Origin of the sequence: Gordonia heveisoli, from assembly GCF_030315745.1 — a bacterium.
In the GTDB taxonomy this organism is placed as follows: domain Bacteria; phylum Actinomycetota; class Actinomycetes; order Mycobacteriales; family Mycobacteriaceae; genus Gordonia.
On the sequence record NZ_JASXSH010000002.1, the window covers coordinates 42,955 to 59,737 of the forward strand.

Sequence of the window (16,783 nt, forward strand, 5' to 3'; positions counted from 1 at the left end):
CGGTTGCGCACCACCCGAGGTACTTGTACCTCGCGTACCTCGGGTGCGGTGCCTAGCCTGCGGTGTTCCATACGAGTACCTCGCTGCCCTTTTCGGCCTGTTCGACATGGATCACGCCCGCCGCTTCCAGCCTCGACACAGCCTCGGCGTGCAGTTCTCGGATGCTGTAGTTCAGCTTTTCGCGGCTCTTCTTCCGCGTGATGCGTTCTGCCTCCTGAACGTGCTTGCGCACGAGGTTCATCGCGCGTTCCAACCTGCCGTTGTCGGCGTTCTCTTCGCGCACCACCTCACGGTGAGCCTCCGCCTTGGCCCTGGCCTCGTTGGTTCGCCGGGCGATTTCACTCAGCGCACCGACAGTCTGCGCACGGGTGCGGTCGCTCATTGCCTTGACGATGCCCGCGAGCTCCCAGTCCTCTTCGGTGATCTCGTCGGTGCGTCCGTTGAGCCACATCAACGCTGCGGCCACTTTCAGCCGCGCCATCTTGCCGTGACTATCCAGGTCGTCGCCGTAGGTACCGTCCAGGTCGGCTTCGGTTTCGGCGTCAATGGCGTCCTCGATCACCTGCGCCACCTGCAACACGTGAAACCCCTCAGGATCGGCGCGTTCAGCCAACCGCAACGGCTCCATCCCGAACGAAAACACAGTTTCGCCGTTGTCACCATCGGTTTTCTCGGTGTCGCGTCCCTCGGTCACCAGCACTCCGTCCGGCCACCGCGACAGTTTCACCGAGCCAGGATTGGGCGGGCGTCGCCCTTTGGGCCGGTCTGGATCGGTCGTCGGGAAGAACAGAAATCGTTGCGGGGTACCGCCGTCGGCGTCCTCGAACAACGTCACCGACCGCCCCGGCTGCACACCCACGACCATCGTCATGCGGTACCGGTGTCGTTTGATCGCGAACTTTTTATCGTCCGCGGCGTAGCCGAATCCCAGCTGCTCGCCCATCCACGCCTTGCGTAGCTCGGGCATGAGGGTGGAACCGCTACGGCTCTTCAACGCCGCCAGCGAGTCGATCTCCGACACGGTGAACAACACCGAGTTACGTACGTCCACCTGTTCGGACTTCCGTTTGAAGGCGTACTCCTTCAAGATGCCCTCACCGCTACCGGGCGTAGCCGAATGCACTTCAGGGTCGGTCTGCACCGCGTCTTCCGACGCTGCCTCCGAGGTGCCCTTACCCTTGCCCGACGGCGCGACCAGCGCCACGAACAAATTCAGGCTCCCGTAACTGCCACGAAGATCAGGCAGCACCACCGACGGCGGAATCACCGCGACAGCTCTGGCCAGCACTGCACCGAACATCGACCACGGCCCCACCCGCCGCGACCGAGCGAAGTTACGAAGCTGTGCCAGCTCGGGCCGAGCAGTCCAGAAGGCGTCCTCGTCAACCTCAGCCTTGGCAGGATCATCGCGATCCATCCGTTGCCGAATCTGCTCGGGGTCTGCGTCTTTCACCTGAGCCGCCGCCCACGCTGCGGCGTTGTAGAACTCGTTCGGAGCCGGCGATTGTCGATCACCCGCGCCTCGCGCATCAGACCCGAACGCGTTGTGAAAGTCCTCCTGCAACGCGGCCAGCGCATCCACCGCCGGATACGCCCCGCCCACGCTCTCCCGAAACGCCCAACACAGCGCCTCCAGAATCGAGGTGTGAACGCTGGCCCCGCTCACCACCTGATCGACGAACCAACTACGCGGACCGGTCAGCCGTCCAGGGCGCTTGGAGAGATTATGCGCGGGGTCGGTGAGGAACGCTTGCAACTCGGCGTCGGTGAGAGCCGGAACCTCTTTGCTCGACGCCGCAGACAAGCACCGTCGCAACGCCTCAGGCAGCGCGGGCAGCTCGCCAGTACGCCGCCACCGATACTCGCCGCCGTCCTTCGCGTGCGGAGTAGGCGCAACGATGATGACACCGTTACGTCCACGGACCTCGCCGAAGGGCGCAAACGCTCCCGCCCCGTTGCCGTGGTCGCTGTCGTTGAGGAACAGGTAGTGTCCTCGGTCCGGATCATCACGACGGCTCAACTGACACACACCCTGACGTAGCCCGTCGGCCATGTCGGCGGGCAGCTCAGACAACGAGGCTTTGTCCAGATCGAACACCACCGCGCCACTACGACCCGCGTGCAACGCGATGCCGTAATCAGGATTCTGTGCCCACCACGCCGCGATCTGCTCAGGATCACGACTGGACTGCTGCGGCCACCCATTGCCGACAACACTGCCGGGGTGTTTCTGTCCCGGCTGTACCGGCAACACGAACCAACCCGCTTTCGCGTACGCCAGGGCGGCTTGAGAAGTGCTCAGTCCTTCCACGTCCGGAACCGACGGAGCACGAAACCGAAACACGGTGCATCCGTCAGCGGTGACAGACTTCGTCGACTTAATTCGCTTCTGGCCCTGCCTATTACGGCCTGGCTTCGGTTTATGGGCAGGAGTATGGTTGCTCACGTCTGGCCTTTCAGATGTGTGTAGAGGTACGGAGACCGCCGACCGTCCTGCCCAACAAGACCGGTCGGCGATCACCGTTTCAGAGTCAGAATCCGTTGCGCCACAACGGAGGTACAGTTATTAGTGATCGGTAGCGCTGATCACAGGAGAAGTCCCCGCTCTCCACGAGGCCCGCTCTTCGCCCAGCGTTGAGCGGGCCTCGCCCGTTGAGATGCCCGGCGGGGTGCCGGTGTGGCCTACCGCCACCGCAAGCCCGCCCCGCGAGCCCTCAGACACCGGGGACACCGCTCGTAGAGGCCGCACTACTGGGGCCGGTACCCCGCACACGACCTCGTCCACGATCTCGAAAGCCTCGACCAGGCGCACGCCTCGCCTACGCGACACCAACCACTCCCGGTCTCGCTCATCTACCGCGATCCTCACGCCCCAGCGCCACACGATCTTCTTGACGAAGCCCAACAGAAGGTCCGGATTCTTCGGGCACGCCGCCCCGGCCACAATCGCCGCGCTCATCACAGCTCTCCTTCGCGGAAGCGATCAGCGGGCCAGCCGGTGTTCCGCAGACGGAGCATGTCGGAGACGGTGATCACGCGCACGCCGCCTTCAATGTCGGCGTTGAATCGTCCGAGGCACTTCGTGCAGGTCGGATAGACCCGAGTGACGCCGAGTGAATGCACCGGCACGAAAGTCTGGTGCCCCTCTACCTCGCTTATTCGCCCCTTGACGTTTCCGCACCACCAGCACTCCATCGAGTCCCAGTGGATCAGTCGCAGGATCATCCGCAGCGCCGACCATTCCATCGTGACTGGCCACGTCATCACGCCCGTCGCATGTCGGATTGATTCGTCGTAGTCCAGCGGTTCGTCCAACTCGTTGCGGAAGTGCTCACGGTCGTAGACCTGGACAGCGTGCGCCGGACGGCCACTGCCCAGCATCGCTTCGATACGTGCGTCGTAGGCGTCCTCAGCGCTGGCCAGTTCCAGTCCGCCGTGACGCTCTCGGTAGTCGTCGCGTAGATGGTCGTCACTGAACCCGTTACGCTGCAACGGCTTCGGTTGAAGGTCAGCCGAGTTGCTCAGGATGTAACTGAACCGATTCCGGTACTCACCTGGAGACGGCTCGCTCATCGTTAGGCGGTTGTCCAGACCTCGCTGAGCGCGAGGATGCTCCCGCAGCGCCGCGTTCACGCCCGTCAGCTCACCAGCCGAATAGGCCGCGCTCGCCTCGTCCAAGAAGTTTTCGCGATTCACGCCTCCTCCCCGGCGACAGGCCGAGCCAGCGACTCGATGAAGCGGACAACCCCCGCCGGGCTGTAGGCGTTCTTCGCAGACAACTTGAACACCTGGATGCGGCGTGCCTCTGTCGCTCGCCGGACGAGGCTACGGGTCAGGTCGACGCCCAGTTCCTCGCGGGCGAAACGGATTACAGCCTGGACACCGACTAGCGTCGGCTGTTCGGACCACACGCGATTCGCGGGCTGCCGATACGGGTCTCGGGGCGGTTGCGGGAGAGCGCCTGCCGGTCGGGCCGGGGCAACTCGTGCTACTTGGGACATGATTGAGCCTTTCGAGGATCTGACGAGGGCTCTGCTCGGTTGGTGAGGCGGCTATCGTTTGCCGCCGGACGTCACGTGCGCAGATATCTCTGGGTCAAATCCCGTAGCTCGCTCAAGAAACCCGATGTGTGCACTTCACCGCAGTCAAACTGCGAGGCTCCTACACGGATCAGCTTTCGGGGTAACGCCACCGCTTGGCCGGTGTGCCACCCACCCTACAGCATTGCGCACCTTTTGCCAAGCGCCGCGCACCCCATAGTCGTTGGTACACAACCGAATACGTCCGTACAGGGTAGGTTCGGCCCCCATTTGGCCGCTGAGGCGTTTTCGGAGCCGCCCCGCGACTCAGACACCCCAACGGCGCGGCAAAAATGTGACAAGAGGGGCTCGCGTGAAGGACGTAGCTTGGCAGATTTCCAGTGCGCTACTGGGCGAGAGTGCCACCGATCGTCTTCTGTGCTGCCTTGCAGGCAATCTCGCCCGGGCCGCCGCTGTCGCCATCCGGGCATTCAACAATCCAGTTCGCGTCAGAGACATACACGGACTTGGCCGGACCACGACGAATGCTGTTCCCGGCCGTCTTGGTCTGCAGGGCGCTCTGAGCTTGGGCGGGTGCGCCGAACGTGAACGCGTAGATGTAGGTGCCTCCGCCGTTCGCCGGTCCGGTCTTGCACTTCGCTGCCGACTCGATGAACTCAGTCTGTGCGGGCATGACCTGCTCGTCGGTGCAGCGAAAGCCCTTGCCCGTCAGGTCTGCGATCAAGTCCAGTGCGATCGGCCATTCGGCGCTCCCGACGGACGGCGCAACCGCGACCGACGACGAGGAGGTTGTCGGGGACGTCTGGTCGTCACTGCATCCGGCGCTCGCCAAGGCCAGGAGTCCGACGCCGACGGTAAGTAGTGCGCGCTTCATGGGTGTCCTTCTGTTCTTGTTTCTCGGCTCGACAGATATCTAACACCACCAGCACATACGACCGTCTGGCTCTGGATCGTTTGGCTTCTGCCGTATGTGGTGGTGGGCGTGTCAGCCGACGTCAAGCCCTCCCGAAACGCCACCCTTGCGGCGTTCGGTGAGCGCGTGCGCGCACGGCGGACCGAACTCGGTCTGAGCCAGGAGCAGGCTGCTGAGAAGATCGGCGTCCACTTCACATATCTCGGTAGGGTCGAGCGCGGCCAGCGCAGCCTTCGCTTGGAATCGGTGCTGAAGATCGCGGCCGGTCTGGGCACGACGCCAGGGCGCTTGATGGACGGCCTGCCCACCGAATAGCGAGAACCCCGCCTCACCGGACCAGGACAGGTCGATGGGACGGGGTCTCGGTGAGGACGCCCCCGGCTTGGGGTTCGGGGACGTCCTCGGCACGGGCGGGACAAGTCGACCGCGGTGCCAGGAGACGGACAAGTCAACGTCTCCCTCTAACGGGAGAGCCGAGGCTCCCGTTAGTCTTCGGCGGGTTGGGCGTTCAACCCGCCTGCTTGGTGGCCGCGCTGCGGCCTGTCTGAGGTGCCTGAGCTCTCGGTGGGCCGCTCTGCGGGGTACGCCGGGTGCCCGTTGGGTGGGTAGTGCCATCTCAACGCCGTAGCCGGGTTCCGGCCGGCGATCGGTACCGAATCTTCAGCGTCCCGAGGCTCTGACCCATCTTGTATCCCGACGCAGTCGTCACCGCACCGAACACGGCTGCGCTGGCAGTGGAAGCCTTGACGGCTCTCGGCGCGGGGACCATCGCCCCGACAACCGCGCCCGCGAGAGCCGACCGGCGAACCGTGCGCTTACGGCGCACCTTGGCCGACCGGCGAGCCGCCGCCAACTCGGTAACGCCGTCTTCCGCACGTCGTAACGCGGCCTCGGCCTCGTCGAGAGCGCTCAGGACCCGCTTACCGGGAGTCGCGGCAAAGCGTCCCCGGCTATCGCGAATGTAGTTGCGCGCCTTCATGACGGCCCCGGACGGTTGCGCAACGCTCGGCGCTGCGCCAGCTCGTCGCCGAGGGATCGGAGGCCGTCGGCCGTCTCCGCATCGACCTTGGGAGCCTTGCCGTGATAGCGTCCACCCTCCGAAGATGGCGCGTCTTCCCGACCCGGCGGAGTGAGCCCCGTACCCCAACTCATTTCTGAAGCGTCGGGACCGGGACGGAACTCCTTCGCCTGTTGCCTCATGTTTTCGGCGTACGGCGTGGGACGCATGTCAGCGCCAGTTCCAGCTGGGAGCGCTGTACGCACCCGACGCCTTGACCTGGACAATGCACGCCGCGCCCCGGTATCGGACGCCCGTACCGAACGAGCGCTGGAAGAAGCTGTCCTGCAACGGGTAGCGCTGGTCCTTGCCCGGGATCATGCGCAGGCCCTGATATGCAGAGTTGGCGTGCTGCCGGAATGCGACCGGGTTGACGCCGCTGTTCGCCCCGCCTGTCGCCACAACGGCGATATAGCCCTGCGGGAGGAAGTACGACGGAATCACCCATGCCGGACCGTAGCTCCCCGAGACCTCCAGGCCCGACCACTCGGCCGGGGCGATCTGCCCGACGACGGTCTCGCTCGTGAGGTACGGGATGGAGCTGTTCGAGGGAATGAAGTCGTACTTCGACTCGACGCCGTTGGTGATCGCCCCGGCGCGGAAGGTCGAAATGATCTCGGCCTCTTTCGGGTTGCACAGCACGATCAGCCGCGAAGCGCCGTCGATGCCGAAGCCCTTGGACGTGACCTGATTGATCGCGTCGGTGAGGTCGCCGGGATCGAGCGCGGTGTTGCCGGACACGAGGTAGTGGCTCGTGCTTGACGGGAAGTCCTGACCCGCGAACGACGGCGGGGTGATCCCGTCAGTGCCGGTGTAGAGGCCGTAGCAGGTTTGCCCCACCTCGTTGAGAACGGGTGTCGGATCGAACAGCCGCCGCAACAGCGTGCCAGTGATGAGCCGGTTGTCCGATTCCATCGCTCGGTTGATCAGGTCGTAGACCTGTTCGGCGGTGGCGCTGCGCAGGAATTTCCAGGTCGCCCGCGTGGCGAGGTCGTAGTCCTTAAAGGTGAATCCGCAGATCAGCGCGTCGGGTGCGGTCGCGATGCTTTGCGGCTCGCCGAACTCGCTCGCTTCCTCGAAATGATCCCCGCCGATGGTTTGCGGGATCGCGTCCCCGACGGCGATGGTCGGGTAGCTGATCAGCGCGGCCAGGGCGGTGCGTTTGCGATTCCAGGCCGACATGACCTGCGAGGCCTCGTCCCAGATGACGTTGAGGTCGATACCGTCTGCCGTCTTGTTGACGAGTACGTCGCCGTGAGTGCTGTAGCCGCGAGCGTTGTCGCCGCCGAACGCGAAGAACTGCGCCGGGGCGGGATGGATGGTGGACATTTGTGGAACTCCGATTCGGTAGTAGATAAAAGCGAGAAATCCGCGACGCCTGGTCGACGGAAGTCCGGCCCTACCGAACTGAGATGTGAAGTTATCGGCGGAAGCTGTTCACGCCGTAGAACTTGCGGAAGTTCACCAAACGATCCGCGACTCGGTGCCGGGTACTGCCCAGCGATGCCGTACTGCCCGCCACCCTATGCCCCGCACACGGCTCACCGCCACCCCGGCAACACCCCGGCGCTCGCGGGTAATCAGGCGGTGATCCAGCGGTAGCCGCTACTGAGCAATAGGTAGCGGATCATGCGCTCCTACCTGCGTCGATTCCGAACAATGGCCATCATCACCGCAGGTCAGGCACTACGTGGAAACCCCGTGACCTACCCACTCATAATCCGCTGGTCGTGGGTTCGAGCCCCACCCGCCCCACACACACCGTCCCCATGGAACATCGCGACCCCGTCCTGCGTTGAGGCCACCATGGCAACCATCGATCTGACCGGCGCCGAATTCGACGCCACCGTCACCGACAACGACATCGTCCTGGTGGACTTCTGGGCTTCCTGGTGTGGCCCGTGCCGCCAGTTCGCGCCCATCTACGAACGCGTGTCCGAGAAGCACCCCGACCTGGTCTTCGCCAAGGTCGACACCGAGGCCGAGCAGGCACTCGCGGCGTCGGCGAATATCCGTTCGATCCCCACCTTGATGATCTTCAAGCAGGGCTACCTGGTGTTCAACCAACCGGGCGCACTACCTCCCGAGGCCCTGGAGGACCTCGTGCAACAGGTCACCGACCTCGATGTGGAAGCGGCACTCGCCACGCAGCAGGACTGACCATCGGCTCCGCGCCCGTCTGACACAATGCGTACGGGGTGGGCGTGGACGCGGATGGTGAGTGGTGAGGCGACAAGGAAAGCCGTTGGGGCAGACGGCGACGAGACTGATGACCGTGGTGCTGAGCGCAGGCGTTGCCTGCACCGGCCTGCTGTCGACCGCGGCAACGGCACCGGCGGTACCCACCCCGGCGACCTCCCCGACCATCGACGCGCTGGAAGCCCTGCCGGTCAAGGGCCGCGCCCCGAAGACGGGCTATGCGCGAGACCAGTTCGGGCCCAGCTGGTCTGACGACGTCAACGTCGGTGGCGGACACAACGGCTGCGATACGCGTAACGACATCCTCCGGCGCGACCTCACCGCCATCACCTACAAGCCGAACACCCGCGGCTGTGTGGTGGCCACCGGCACCCTCGTCGATCCATATACCGCGACGACGATCAGCTTCGTCCGCGGCAAACAGTCCGCACGCGTACAGATCGACCATGTGGTGGCACTGGCGGACGCCTGGCAGAAAGGCGCCCAGCAGTGGCCGGCCGACAAGCGCCGCGACTTCGCCAACGATCCCCGCAACCTCCTCGCCGTCTCCGGCCCGGCAAACCAGCGCAAGGGCGCCCGCGACGCAGCCACCTGGCTGCCGTCGAACAAGGCCTACCGCTGCGCCTACGTCACCAAGCAGGTGATCGTGAAACGCGCCTACGGGTTGTGGGTCACCGCCGCCGAGAAAGCCGCCATCCGGCGGATTCTCGACACCTGCCCGCGATAGTCCACCCGACCCACCACCGACCCCAACGATGACATAGCCCACAGCGCGACCGTCGACGTGATCCCCAGCCGTCGGTCGGCGAACCCCGCACTCCCGGCCGACACTGAGTAGATCACCGATCGGGTGTCGAGGGGGAATCATGGCTGCGACGTACATCTGGGGACGACCACGACCCACCACCGACCGCTGCCGCGGGGCACACACCTATGCGGGCGGCTGCCGCTACAACTCCGAGGATCCGCATCGGCCGATCTTCCCCGAGGAGATCCGGCCGGGAAACCGCAGCCGAACCACCCAGACCCGGGCCGCCTGAACCCGGGGCGCACGCACGTCTGGGTGCGACGGTCCGCGAAGGTCAGCCGACACCGGCAGTGGGGTCGACGGCCTGTTCGAGCAGGCTGCGCCGATATGCCTCCAGCGCAACGAGATCCCCGAAGACCGCGTTATAGCCGTCGGGATCCTCGCTGGGCGCCATCCGGCGCAGACGTGACTTGATGTCGGCGATCTGGGTACCCACCCACACCTCTTGCAGCCGGGCCAGCACGCTGCCGATGTAGCGCGACAGGTTGACCTCCTCCACCGGGATGGATTCGACGGCGAGTTCGGTCACCAGCGGTTCCAGACTCGGATCATCCACCGTATTACGCACGGCTTCAACCCATTCCGCGCCACCCATACCCGCCGAGGTGCCACCGGCGGTGGTCATCGCGGTGCGGATGGAGGCGTAGCTCGGTTCGGTGAAGCATTCCACCGGTAGCGAGTCGAATACGGTCCCCGCCATCGCGGGATACTGCAGCGCCGCCTTCAATGCCTCGCGCTGCGGCCACAGCCGCGGATCACTGGGTATCGGACGGGCCAGCGGCAGCGGCAGTTCGGCCTCCGGACGCCCTTTGCGTAAGGTGCTGCGCCCCTTGCCGCGGGCACCGTCGCGACGATGTTTGGCGCCCTCCTCACGGACGCGGGCCAACACCTGGGCCACCTCATCCCAACCCACCCAGCCGGCGAGTTGCCGGGCGTACTCGTCGCGCAGCGCGATGTCCTTGATCCGCGACACCACCGGCACCGCGTCGCGCAGCGCGTGCACCCGACCCTCGGCGGTGTCGAGATCATGTCCGGCGAGCAGGGTCTTGATGGCGAATTCGAACATCGGCACCCGGCGCGCGATCAGATCTCGAACGGCCGCGTCGCCCTTGCCCTGCCGCAGTTCACACGGGTCCATCCCGTCCGGCGCGATGGCGACGAAGGTCTGCCCGGAGATACTCTGCTCCCCCTCGAATGCCTTGAGTGCGGCCGCTTTTCCGGCATCGTCACCGTCGAAGGTGTAGATGACCTCACCCCGGAAGTACGAGTCGTCCATCATCAACCGCCGGATCAGCGACAGGTGATCCTCACCGAAGGCGGTGCCACAGGACGCCACCGCGGTGGTGACACCGGCCAAGTGCATGGCCATCACGTCGGTGTAGCCCTCGACGACGACGACCTGATGCCCCTTGGCGATGTTCTTCTTGGCGTGGTCGAGGCCAAAGAGCACCTGAGACTTCTTGTAGAGCATGGTTTCCGGCGTGTTCATGTACTTGCCGAGGTTGTCGTCCTCGAACAGTTTGCGCGCACCGAACCCGATGATGTCGCCGCCCAGGTTGCGGATCGGCCAGAGCAGGCGACGCCGGAATCGGTCGATCGGCCCCTTGCGGCCCTCGGTGGACAGCCCGGCCGCCTTGAGTTCCTCGAATTCGAACCCCTGCGACAGGAGCGCCTTGGTCATCGAATCCCAGCCGTCGGGCGCATAACCGCAGCCGAAGGTCTCCGCCGCCGCGGCATCGAAGTTGCGTTCGGTCAGGTAGTCGCGGGCCTTCTGCGCCTGCGGGGTGGCCAGTGCGGCAACATAGAACTTGTGCGCGGCGGCGTTGGCCGCGACCAACCGGGCGCGGGTACCCCGGTCGCGTTTGATCGCGGTGCCGCCACCCTCGTAGTGGATCTGGTAACCGAGGCGGTCGGCCAGCTGTTCGACGGCCTCGACGAAGCTGATGTGTTCCTGCTTCTGTAGGAAGCTGTAGACGTCACCGCCCTCACCGCAGCCGAAGCAGTGAAAATGCCCGTGGTTGGGCCGGACGTGGAAAGAGGGCGACTTCTCGTCGTGGAACGGACACAGCCCCTTAAGGCTGTCCGCACCGGCACGCCGCAACGCCACATAGTCTCCGACGATGTCCTCGATCCGCGTCTGCTCACGGATTGCCGTGATATCGCGATCGGGGATTCGTCCTGCCACGTGACCAGTGTAGTGACCACCCGGTGGTCACCTCACGACTACGGTCGAGCTGTGCACAGCGAAGACCCCCAACTCACCGTCGCCGAGCAGGCCACGCTCACCAGCGGCGCCGACTACTGGACCACCGCGCAGATCGCTGACCTGGATTCGATCATGCTCACCGACGGCCCACACGGGCTACGCAAGCAGGAAGGAGCCAGCGATCACCTCGGTCTCGCGGGCAGCGTCGCGGCGACCTGTTTCCCGCCCGCGGTCGGTCTGGCGCAGACGTGGGATCCAGAACTTGCCCATGCGGTCGGCGCGGCCATCGGCGCCGAGGCGCGCGCACAGGGGGTGTCGGTGGCGCTCGGCCCGGGCATCAAGCTCAAACGCTCCCCGCTCGGTGGCCGCAACTTCGAGTACTTCTCCGAGGATCCGCTGCTGACCGCCCTGATGGGCGAACAGCAGGTCCGTGGACAGCAGAGTGTCGGGGTCGGGTCGTCGCTCAAACACTTCGCGGTCAACAACCAGGAGACCGACCGCATGCGTATCAGCGCCGACGTCGACGAACGCACCTTGCACGAGCTGTATCTGGCCGCCTTCCGACACATCATCACCACCGCACGACCGTGGACGGTGATGTGCTCCTACAACCGGGTCAACGGGGTTCAGGTCGCCCATGACCCACTGCTGCTCACCACGATCCTGCGCGAACAATGGGGTTATGACGGTGTGGTGGTCAGCGACTGGGGCGCGGTCGACGACCGGATCGCCTCGATCGCCGCAGGCCTCGACCTGACGATGCCCTCGCCCGGGACCGCCGGGGACGACGCCGTGGCCGCCGCGGTCGCCGACGGCACTCTCGATGCGCAGTCGCTGCGCCGAGCGGCCGGACGGGTCGCCGCATTGGTGCGCCGCGCGGCCACCGCCGGGCCGGCACCCGCCGCCGACCTCGACGCCCATCACGCACTCACCCGCCGGGTCGCCGGACGCGCGATCGTGCTCCTGCGCAACGACGACGAACTGCTGCCCTTGTCGGGGTCGTCGTCACTCGCCGTGATCGGCGACCTAGCCCGCGAACCGCGCTTCCAGGGCGGCGGCTCGTCGCATGTCAACGCCACCCGTGTCGATGTCCCGATCGACGAGATCCGTTCCCGGGCATCGGCTCCGGTGTCGTTCACGCCAACGGCCGATCGGTCCGGCGCGGTGGCCGCGGCGGCTGCCGCCGATGTCGCGGTGCTGTTCCTCGGCCTGGCCGACAATCAGGAATCCGAAGGTTTCGATCGCACCGACATCGACCTGCCCGACGAACAGTTGGTCCTCGCGCAGGCCGTCGTCGAAGCCAATCCCGCCACCGTCGTCGTCCTGTGCCACGGCGGCGTCGTGCGTACGGCCCCGCTGAACGCACCCGCCATCGTGGACGCGGCACTGTTGGGTCAGGCCGTCGGCAGCGCGATCACCGATGTCCTCTTCGGTGACGTCAATCCATCCGGCCGACTCGCCGAGACCATTCCGCTGCGGCTCGCCGACACCCCGTCCTATCTGTCTTTCCCCGGCGAGGCCGGACACGTCGTCTACGGCGAGGGCATCTTCATCGGCTACCGCTGGTACGACGCACGCGAACTGGATGTCGCCTTCCCATTCGGCCACGGTCTCAGCTACACGACTTTCATCTACCGCGACCTGACGGCGCAGGCGCACGACTCCGGTATCACGGTCGAGCTCACCGTCACCAACAGCGGCGACCGGGACGGCCGCGAGGTGGTGCAGATCTATGTGGGAGTATCGGATTCGACGGTCGCCCGCCCCGCGAGCTCAAGGCCTTCACCACGGTGGAGCTGAACGCCGGGCAGTCGCGCACCGTCACCGTGGAAGTACCGCGAGAACGTCTGGCGCACTGGGATATCGGCGTACACGACTACGTGGTCGAGCCAGGAGTCCGCCTCGTCTCGGTCGGCGCGTCGAGCCGCGACATCCGACTCACCAGCAGCGTCGATGTCACCGGCGACACCGTCCGGCGCCCGCTGACCCTGCAGTCGAGTATCGCGGAGGCGCTGGCGAATCCGGTTGCCGCCGAAGGACTGCAGTCGATCCTGGGTGCGATGTTCGGCGCACCTGCGGACACCGGCGACAACGCAGGCACCGACATCCTCAGCCTCATCGGCTCCGTGCCACTCGGTCGGCTGGTGGACTTCTCCGGTGGGCGACTACCGCGGGCTGCGCTGACCGAACTGGTCGGCCGCGCCAACTCCGGCTAGCCCAGGTGCGCCTGGGCGCCCGAGTTGTGTTTGTCGGTCCGTTCGAGCCTGCCCTCGGTCATCGAGGCGATCTGGTCGACGATCACCCGCATCCGCTGGGTGTCGTTCTCGGCCGCGTTCCACATCGGCACGAAGATCGGATCGAGCCCGCCCGGCGCGGCCTCGACGAACCAGCGTGCCACCCGGTGGATGCGCTCACGCTGCCGCTGCTGGGTGGCCTTGTGCCGTTCGTTGGAGAAGATGTAGCGCAACGCCAGCGTCTTGAGCATCGAGACCTCTGCGGCCACCAACGGCGGCACAGTCAGATCGGCGTCGTAGCGGGACAGCGGCCGGTCCCCGACCACCCCGCGGGTGCCGGTGATCGCGGCCGATGCGAACCGGCCGATGAACTCGCTGGTCAGCCGTTTGAGTGCGACGTACGCATCCAACGTGCCATCGAAGGAGCCCACCGCAGCGACGATCTCCATCTTCGACAGGCGCTGGGCCGCGTCGATGAGGGCGTCGACGTCGAGTCCGGGGAACTCCCGCAACCCGATCTCGGCCAGTGCGCGCTGATCCTGCGGGTCACCCAGCGATCGCAGATCGATGCGGTTGGCGATCACCCCGTCCTCGAGATCGTGCACCGAATAGGCGACGTCGTCGGACCAGTCCATGATCTGGGCCTCGATGCATTTGGTGTTCGCCGGCGCCCCATGCCGGATCCAGTCCAGCACGGCGACGTCGTCGTCGTAGGCACCGAACTTCGAGCCCGGCGACCGACGCGCCCACGGGTACTTCAGCGTCGCGTCCAGCGATGCGCGCGTGAGGTTGAGCCCCGCCGAGAAACCGTCGGCGTCAAGCAGTTTCGGCTCCAGCCGAGCGAGGATACGCAGATTCTGCGCATTGCCCTCGAAGCCGCCGTGGTCGGCCGCGACCTCGTCGAGTGCCCGCTCACCGTTGTGTCCATAGGGTGGATGCCCGATGTCGTGGGCGAGCCCGGCGAGTTCGACGAGGTCGGGTTCGGCGCCGAGACCGATCGCGATACCGCGACCGATCTGGCCGACCTCCAGTGAATGGGTCAGCCGGGTGCGCGGAGTGTCACCCTCACGCGGCCCGACGACCTGAGTCTTATCCGCGAGGCGACGCAACGCGGCGGAGTGCAGCACCCGCGCGCGGTCCCGCGCGAAGTCACTGCGATGGTCGGTCCGAGTGCCGGGCAGGCTCGCGACCTTCTGGGCCTCGGGCACGATCCGCTCGACGGCCTCGGCACCGTAAGCCGCCGTCTGCGGGGCGACATGCCCCACGGCGGACGGAGGATTAGTCAATCACCCAGCCCCGGCCGACAGCGAAATCGGTGACGCGACGACGAATCGCGACGATCTGCCCCGCGGTGAGGTCATCGGAGGAATCGAGCAGCAGTTCGGTCAGTTCCTCGGTGAACGCCGCTGCGTCGAGCGATCCGCCACCCGAGGCACGGCCTCGACGCGGGCCGCGATCGTCGCGCGAACCACGATCATCGCGACCACCGCGGTCGTGTCCACGGCCACCGTGGTGATCGTCGCGGCGGCCACGGCCGCCGCCGAAGGACTCGTCGGCCGGTGCTTCCTCGGTGACGGCGACGTTGATGGCCTTGGCTCCGCGGTCGGTCTCCTCGATGTCGAAGGAAACCTTTGCGCCGGGCTTCAGCGAATTCTCGTCGATGTCGATGTCATTGATGTGCAAGAACACATCGGCACCACCCGACTCCGGCGCCAAGAATCCGAATCCCCGATTGGTGTCGTAATGAACGACTTTCCCGCTGACAGACACGACTCACTTCACTCTCCTCGCCGCCACGACGGACCCCTTGCCCGTGTATGCGACAAACCTCGCCCTCAATTGTGACAGACAATCGCAGGTCAGGAGGAATCGCCGGACAACCGACCCCCGCGTGCGGGTGCGCTCAGGCGCCGAGCAGCTTTCCGCCGAGGTATTCGGTGACTTTGTCGAGGGCCACCCGCTCCTGGCTCATGGTGTCGCGCTCGCGGATGGTCACCGCCTGGTCGTCGAGGGTGTCAAAGTCGACGGTGACACAGAACGGTGTGCCGATCTCGTCCTGACGGCGGTACCGCTTGCCGATGCCCTGCGCGTCGTCGAAGTCGACATTCCAGTTCTTGCGCAGTTCGGCGGCGAGGTCGCGCGCCTTGGGCGACAGCTTCTCGTTACGCGACAGCGGCAGCACCGCCACCTTGATCGGCGCGAGACGACGGTCGAGACGCAGCACCGTCCGGGTGTCGGTGCCGCCCTTGGCATTCGGCACTTCCTCTTCGGTGTACGCGTCGCACAGGAAAGCCATCAACGACCGGGTGAGTCCGGCGGCCGGTTCGATCACGAACGGGGTGTAGCGCTCACCGGAGGCCTGGTCGAAGAACGAGAGATCCTCACCGGATGCCTTGCTGTGCGTCGACAGGTCGAAGTCGGTGCGGTTGGCGATACCTTCCAGCTCACCCCACGGGTTACCGGCGAACCCGAACTTGTACTCGACGTCGACGGTGCTCTTCGAGTAATGCGAGAGCTTTTCCTTCGGGTGGTCGTAGAGACGCAGGTTCTCCGGGTCGATGCCCAGGTCGGTGTACCAGTTGAAGCGCTGCTCGATCCAGTACTTCTGCCATTCCTCGTCCTCACCCGGCTTGACGAAGAACTCCATCTCCATCTGCTCGAACTCACGGGTGCGGAAGATGAAGTTGCCCGGGGTGATCTCGTTGCGGAAGCTCTTACCGATCTGGGCGATACCGAACGGCGGCTTCTTGCGCGCGGTGGTCATCACGTTCTTGAAGTTGACGAAGATGCCCTGCGCGGTCTCCGGACGCAGGTAGTGCAGACCCGCCTCGTCGTCGACCGGGCCGAGGAAGGTCTTCATCAGACCGCTGAACGCCTTGGGTTCGGTCCAGTTGCCCGGCTGGCCGGTCTCCGGGTCGTTGATGTCGGCCAGACCGTTGGCCGGCGGGTGACCGTGCTTGGCCTCATAGGCCTCGATGAGGTGATCGGCCCGGTAGCGCTTGTGCGTGTGCAGCGACTCGACGAGCGGGTCGGTGAACACCTCGACGTGACCCGATGCCTCCCAGACCTGACGCGGCAAGATGACCGACGAGTCGAGCCCGACGACGTCGTCACGCGAGGTGACCATGGTCCGCCACCACTGGCGTTTGATGTTGTCCTTGAGTTCGACGCCCAGCGGGCCGTAATCCCATGCCGAGCGGGTACCGCCGTAGATCTCACCGCAGGGGAAGACCAGACCTCGACGCTTGGCGAGGTTGACGACGGCTTCGACACGATTGGACTGGGTGGCGGCCACGATTTATTCGTTCTCCACGGACGTAGGTATG

General features: G+C 65.5%; 14 protein-coding genes and 1 pseudogene. 5 read left to right on the top strand and 10 right to left on the bottom strand.

Going from position 1 to position 16,783, the window contains the following annotated elements:
- Window positions 1–52 precede the first annotated feature (52 nt).
- The 3 genes from QSJ18_RS01865 to QSJ18_RS01875 form a co-directional block, all read right to left on the bottom strand.
- Window positions 53–2,311, bottom strand: a complete 2,259-nt coding sequence (locus tag QSJ18_RS01865) for a bifunctional DNA primase/polymerase (RefSeq protein WP_286324510.1) — start codon at window positions 2,309–2,311, stop codon at window positions 53–55.
- A 647-nt stretch (window positions 2,312–2,958) separates the two neighbouring features.
- A complete protein-coding gene (locus QSJ18_RS01870; RefSeq protein ID WP_286324511.1) occupies window positions 2,959–3,696 on the bottom strand; it encodes a hypothetical protein in 738 nt (245 codons plus the stop codon).
- Between the two features lie 729 nt (window positions 3,697–4,425).
- Window positions 4,426–4,914: a hypothetical protein gene (locus tag QSJ18_RS01875; protein ID WP_286324512.1), complete on the bottom strand. Its 489-nt coding sequence runs from the start codon at window positions 4,912–4,914 to the stop codon at window positions 4,426–4,428.
- Window positions 4,915–5,022: 108 nt separating this feature from the next.
- Here QSJ18_RS01875 and QSJ18_RS01880 point away from each other — a divergent pair, with 108 nt between their 5' ends.
- Complete coding sequence (locus QSJ18_RS01880) at window positions 5,023–5,268, top strand: helix-turn-helix domain-containing protein (RefSeq protein ID WP_286324513.1); 246 nt, start codon at window positions 5,023–5,025, stop codon at window positions 5,266–5,268.
- A 301-nt stretch (window positions 5,269–5,569) separates the two neighbouring features.
- On the opposite strand, the gene QSJ18_RS01885 is transcribed toward QSJ18_RS01880, so the two are convergent.
- From QSJ18_RS01885 to QSJ18_RS01895, 3 genes are all read right to left on the bottom strand, one after another.
- Complete coding sequence (locus QSJ18_RS01885) at window positions 5,570–5,932, bottom strand: hypothetical protein (protein WP_286324514.1); 363 nt, start codon at window positions 5,930–5,932, stop codon at window positions 5,570–5,572.
- Window positions 5,929–6,105: a hypothetical protein gene (locus tag QSJ18_RS01890; protein ID WP_286324515.1), complete on the bottom strand. Its 177-nt coding sequence runs from the start codon at window positions 6,103–6,105 to the stop codon at window positions 5,929–5,931. Before QSJ18_RS01890 ends, QSJ18_RS01885 begins: the two co-directional genes overlap by 4 nt.
- 76 nt (window positions 6,106–6,181) lie before the next feature.
- Window positions 6,182–7,339, bottom strand: coding sequence for a hypothetical protein (locus tag QSJ18_RS01895; protein ID WP_286324516.1), 1,158 nt, complete (start codon window positions 7,337–7,339; stop codon window positions 6,182–6,184).
- A 477-nt stretch (window positions 7,340–7,816) separates the two neighbouring features.
- Between QSJ18_RS01895 and trxA the strand changes: the two genes are divergently transcribed.
- The 3 genes from trxA to QSJ18_RS01910 all read left to right on the top strand — a co-directional run bounded on the left by trxA (window position 7,817) and on the right by QSJ18_RS01910 (window position 9,249).
- Entirely contained in the window at window positions 7,817–8,170 is a 354-nt protein-coding gene (trxA, locus tag QSJ18_RS01900) for a thioredoxin (RefSeq protein ID WP_286324517.1), read from the top strand.
- A gap of 64 nt (window positions 8,171–8,234) precedes the next feature.
- Window positions 8,235–8,936, top strand: coding sequence for an HNH endonuclease family protein (locus QSJ18_RS01905; RefSeq protein ID WP_286324518.1), 702 nt, complete (start codon window positions 8,235–8,237; stop codon window positions 8,934–8,936).
- A 139-nt stretch (window positions 8,937–9,075) separates the two neighbouring features.
- The gene (locus QSJ18_RS01910) at window positions 9,076–9,249 is read left to right on the top strand and encodes a hypothetical protein (protein ID WP_286324519.1); all 174 of its coding nucleotides are present in this window, start codon (window positions 9,076–9,078) and stop codon (window positions 9,247–9,249) included.
- Window positions 9,250–9,291: 42 nt separating this feature from the next.
- Here QSJ18_RS01910 and dnaG read toward each other — a convergent pair whose 3' ends face one another.
- Complete coding sequence (dnaG, locus tag QSJ18_RS01915; protein WP_286324520.1) at window positions 9,292–11,202, bottom strand: DNA primase; 1,911 nt, start codon at window positions 11,200–11,202, stop codon at window positions 9,292–9,294.
- Window positions 11,203–11,253: 51 nt separating this feature from the next.
- On the opposite strand from dnaG, the pseudogene QSJ18_RS01920 reads away from it, so the two are divergent.
- A pseudogene (locus tag QSJ18_RS01920) lies at window positions 11,254–13,439 on the top strand (glycoside hydrolase family 3 C-terminal domain-containing protein).
- Here the strand turns inward: QSJ18_RS01920 and QSJ18_RS01925 are convergent.
- The 3 genes from QSJ18_RS01925 to QSJ18_RS01935 form a co-directional block, all read right to left on the bottom strand.
- Window positions 13,436–14,743, bottom strand: coding sequence for a deoxyguanosinetriphosphate triphosphohydrolase (locus tag QSJ18_RS01925; protein WP_286324521.1), 1,308 nt, complete (start codon window positions 14,741–14,743; stop codon window positions 13,436–13,438). The pseudogene QSJ18_RS01920 and the gene QSJ18_RS01925 overlap by 4 nt on opposite strands.
- Window positions 14,736–15,227 (bottom strand): cold-shock protein, encoded by a 492-nt coding sequence (locus QSJ18_RS01930; RefSeq protein ID WP_286324522.1) that lies wholly within the window; start codon window positions 15,225–15,227, stop codon window positions 14,736–14,738. Before QSJ18_RS01930 ends, QSJ18_RS01925 begins: the two co-directional genes overlap by 8 nt.
- 133 nt (window positions 15,228–15,360) lie before the next feature.
- Window positions 15,361–16,752 carry a glycine--tRNA ligase gene (locus QSJ18_RS01935; protein ID WP_286324523.1) on the bottom strand — a complete coding sequence of 464 codons (1,392 nt, stop codon included), beginning with the start codon at window positions 16,750–16,752 and terminating at the stop codon, window positions 15,361–15,363.
- Window positions 16,753–16,783: the final 31 nt, after the last annotated feature.

Bases quoted from the DNA above. Each gene is read 5' to 3' on its own strand.
- QSJ18_RS01875 (WP_286324512.1), bottom strand. From the start codon at position 4,914: ATGAAGCGCGCACTACTTACCGTCGGCGTCGGACTCCTGGCCTTGGCG.
- QSJ18_RS01885 (WP_286324514.1), bottom strand. From the start codon at position 5,932: ATGAAGGCGCGCAACTACATTCGCGATAGCCGGGGACGCTTTGCCGCG.
- QSJ18_RS01890 (WP_286324515.1), bottom strand. From the start codon at position 6,105: ATGAGTTGGGGTACGGGGCTCACTCCGCCGGGTCGGGAAGACGCGCCA.
- QSJ18_RS01895 (WP_286324516.1), bottom strand. From the start codon at position 7,339: ATGTCCACCATCCATCCCGCCCCGGCGCAGTTCTTCGCGTTCGGCGGC.
- trxA (WP_286324517.1), top strand. From the start codon at position 7,817: ATGGCAACCATCGATCTGACCGGCGCCGAATTCGACGCCACCGTCACC.
- QSJ18_RS01910 (WP_286324519.1), top strand. From the start codon at position 9,076: ATGGCTGCGACGTACATCTGGGGACGACCACGACCCACCACCGACCGC.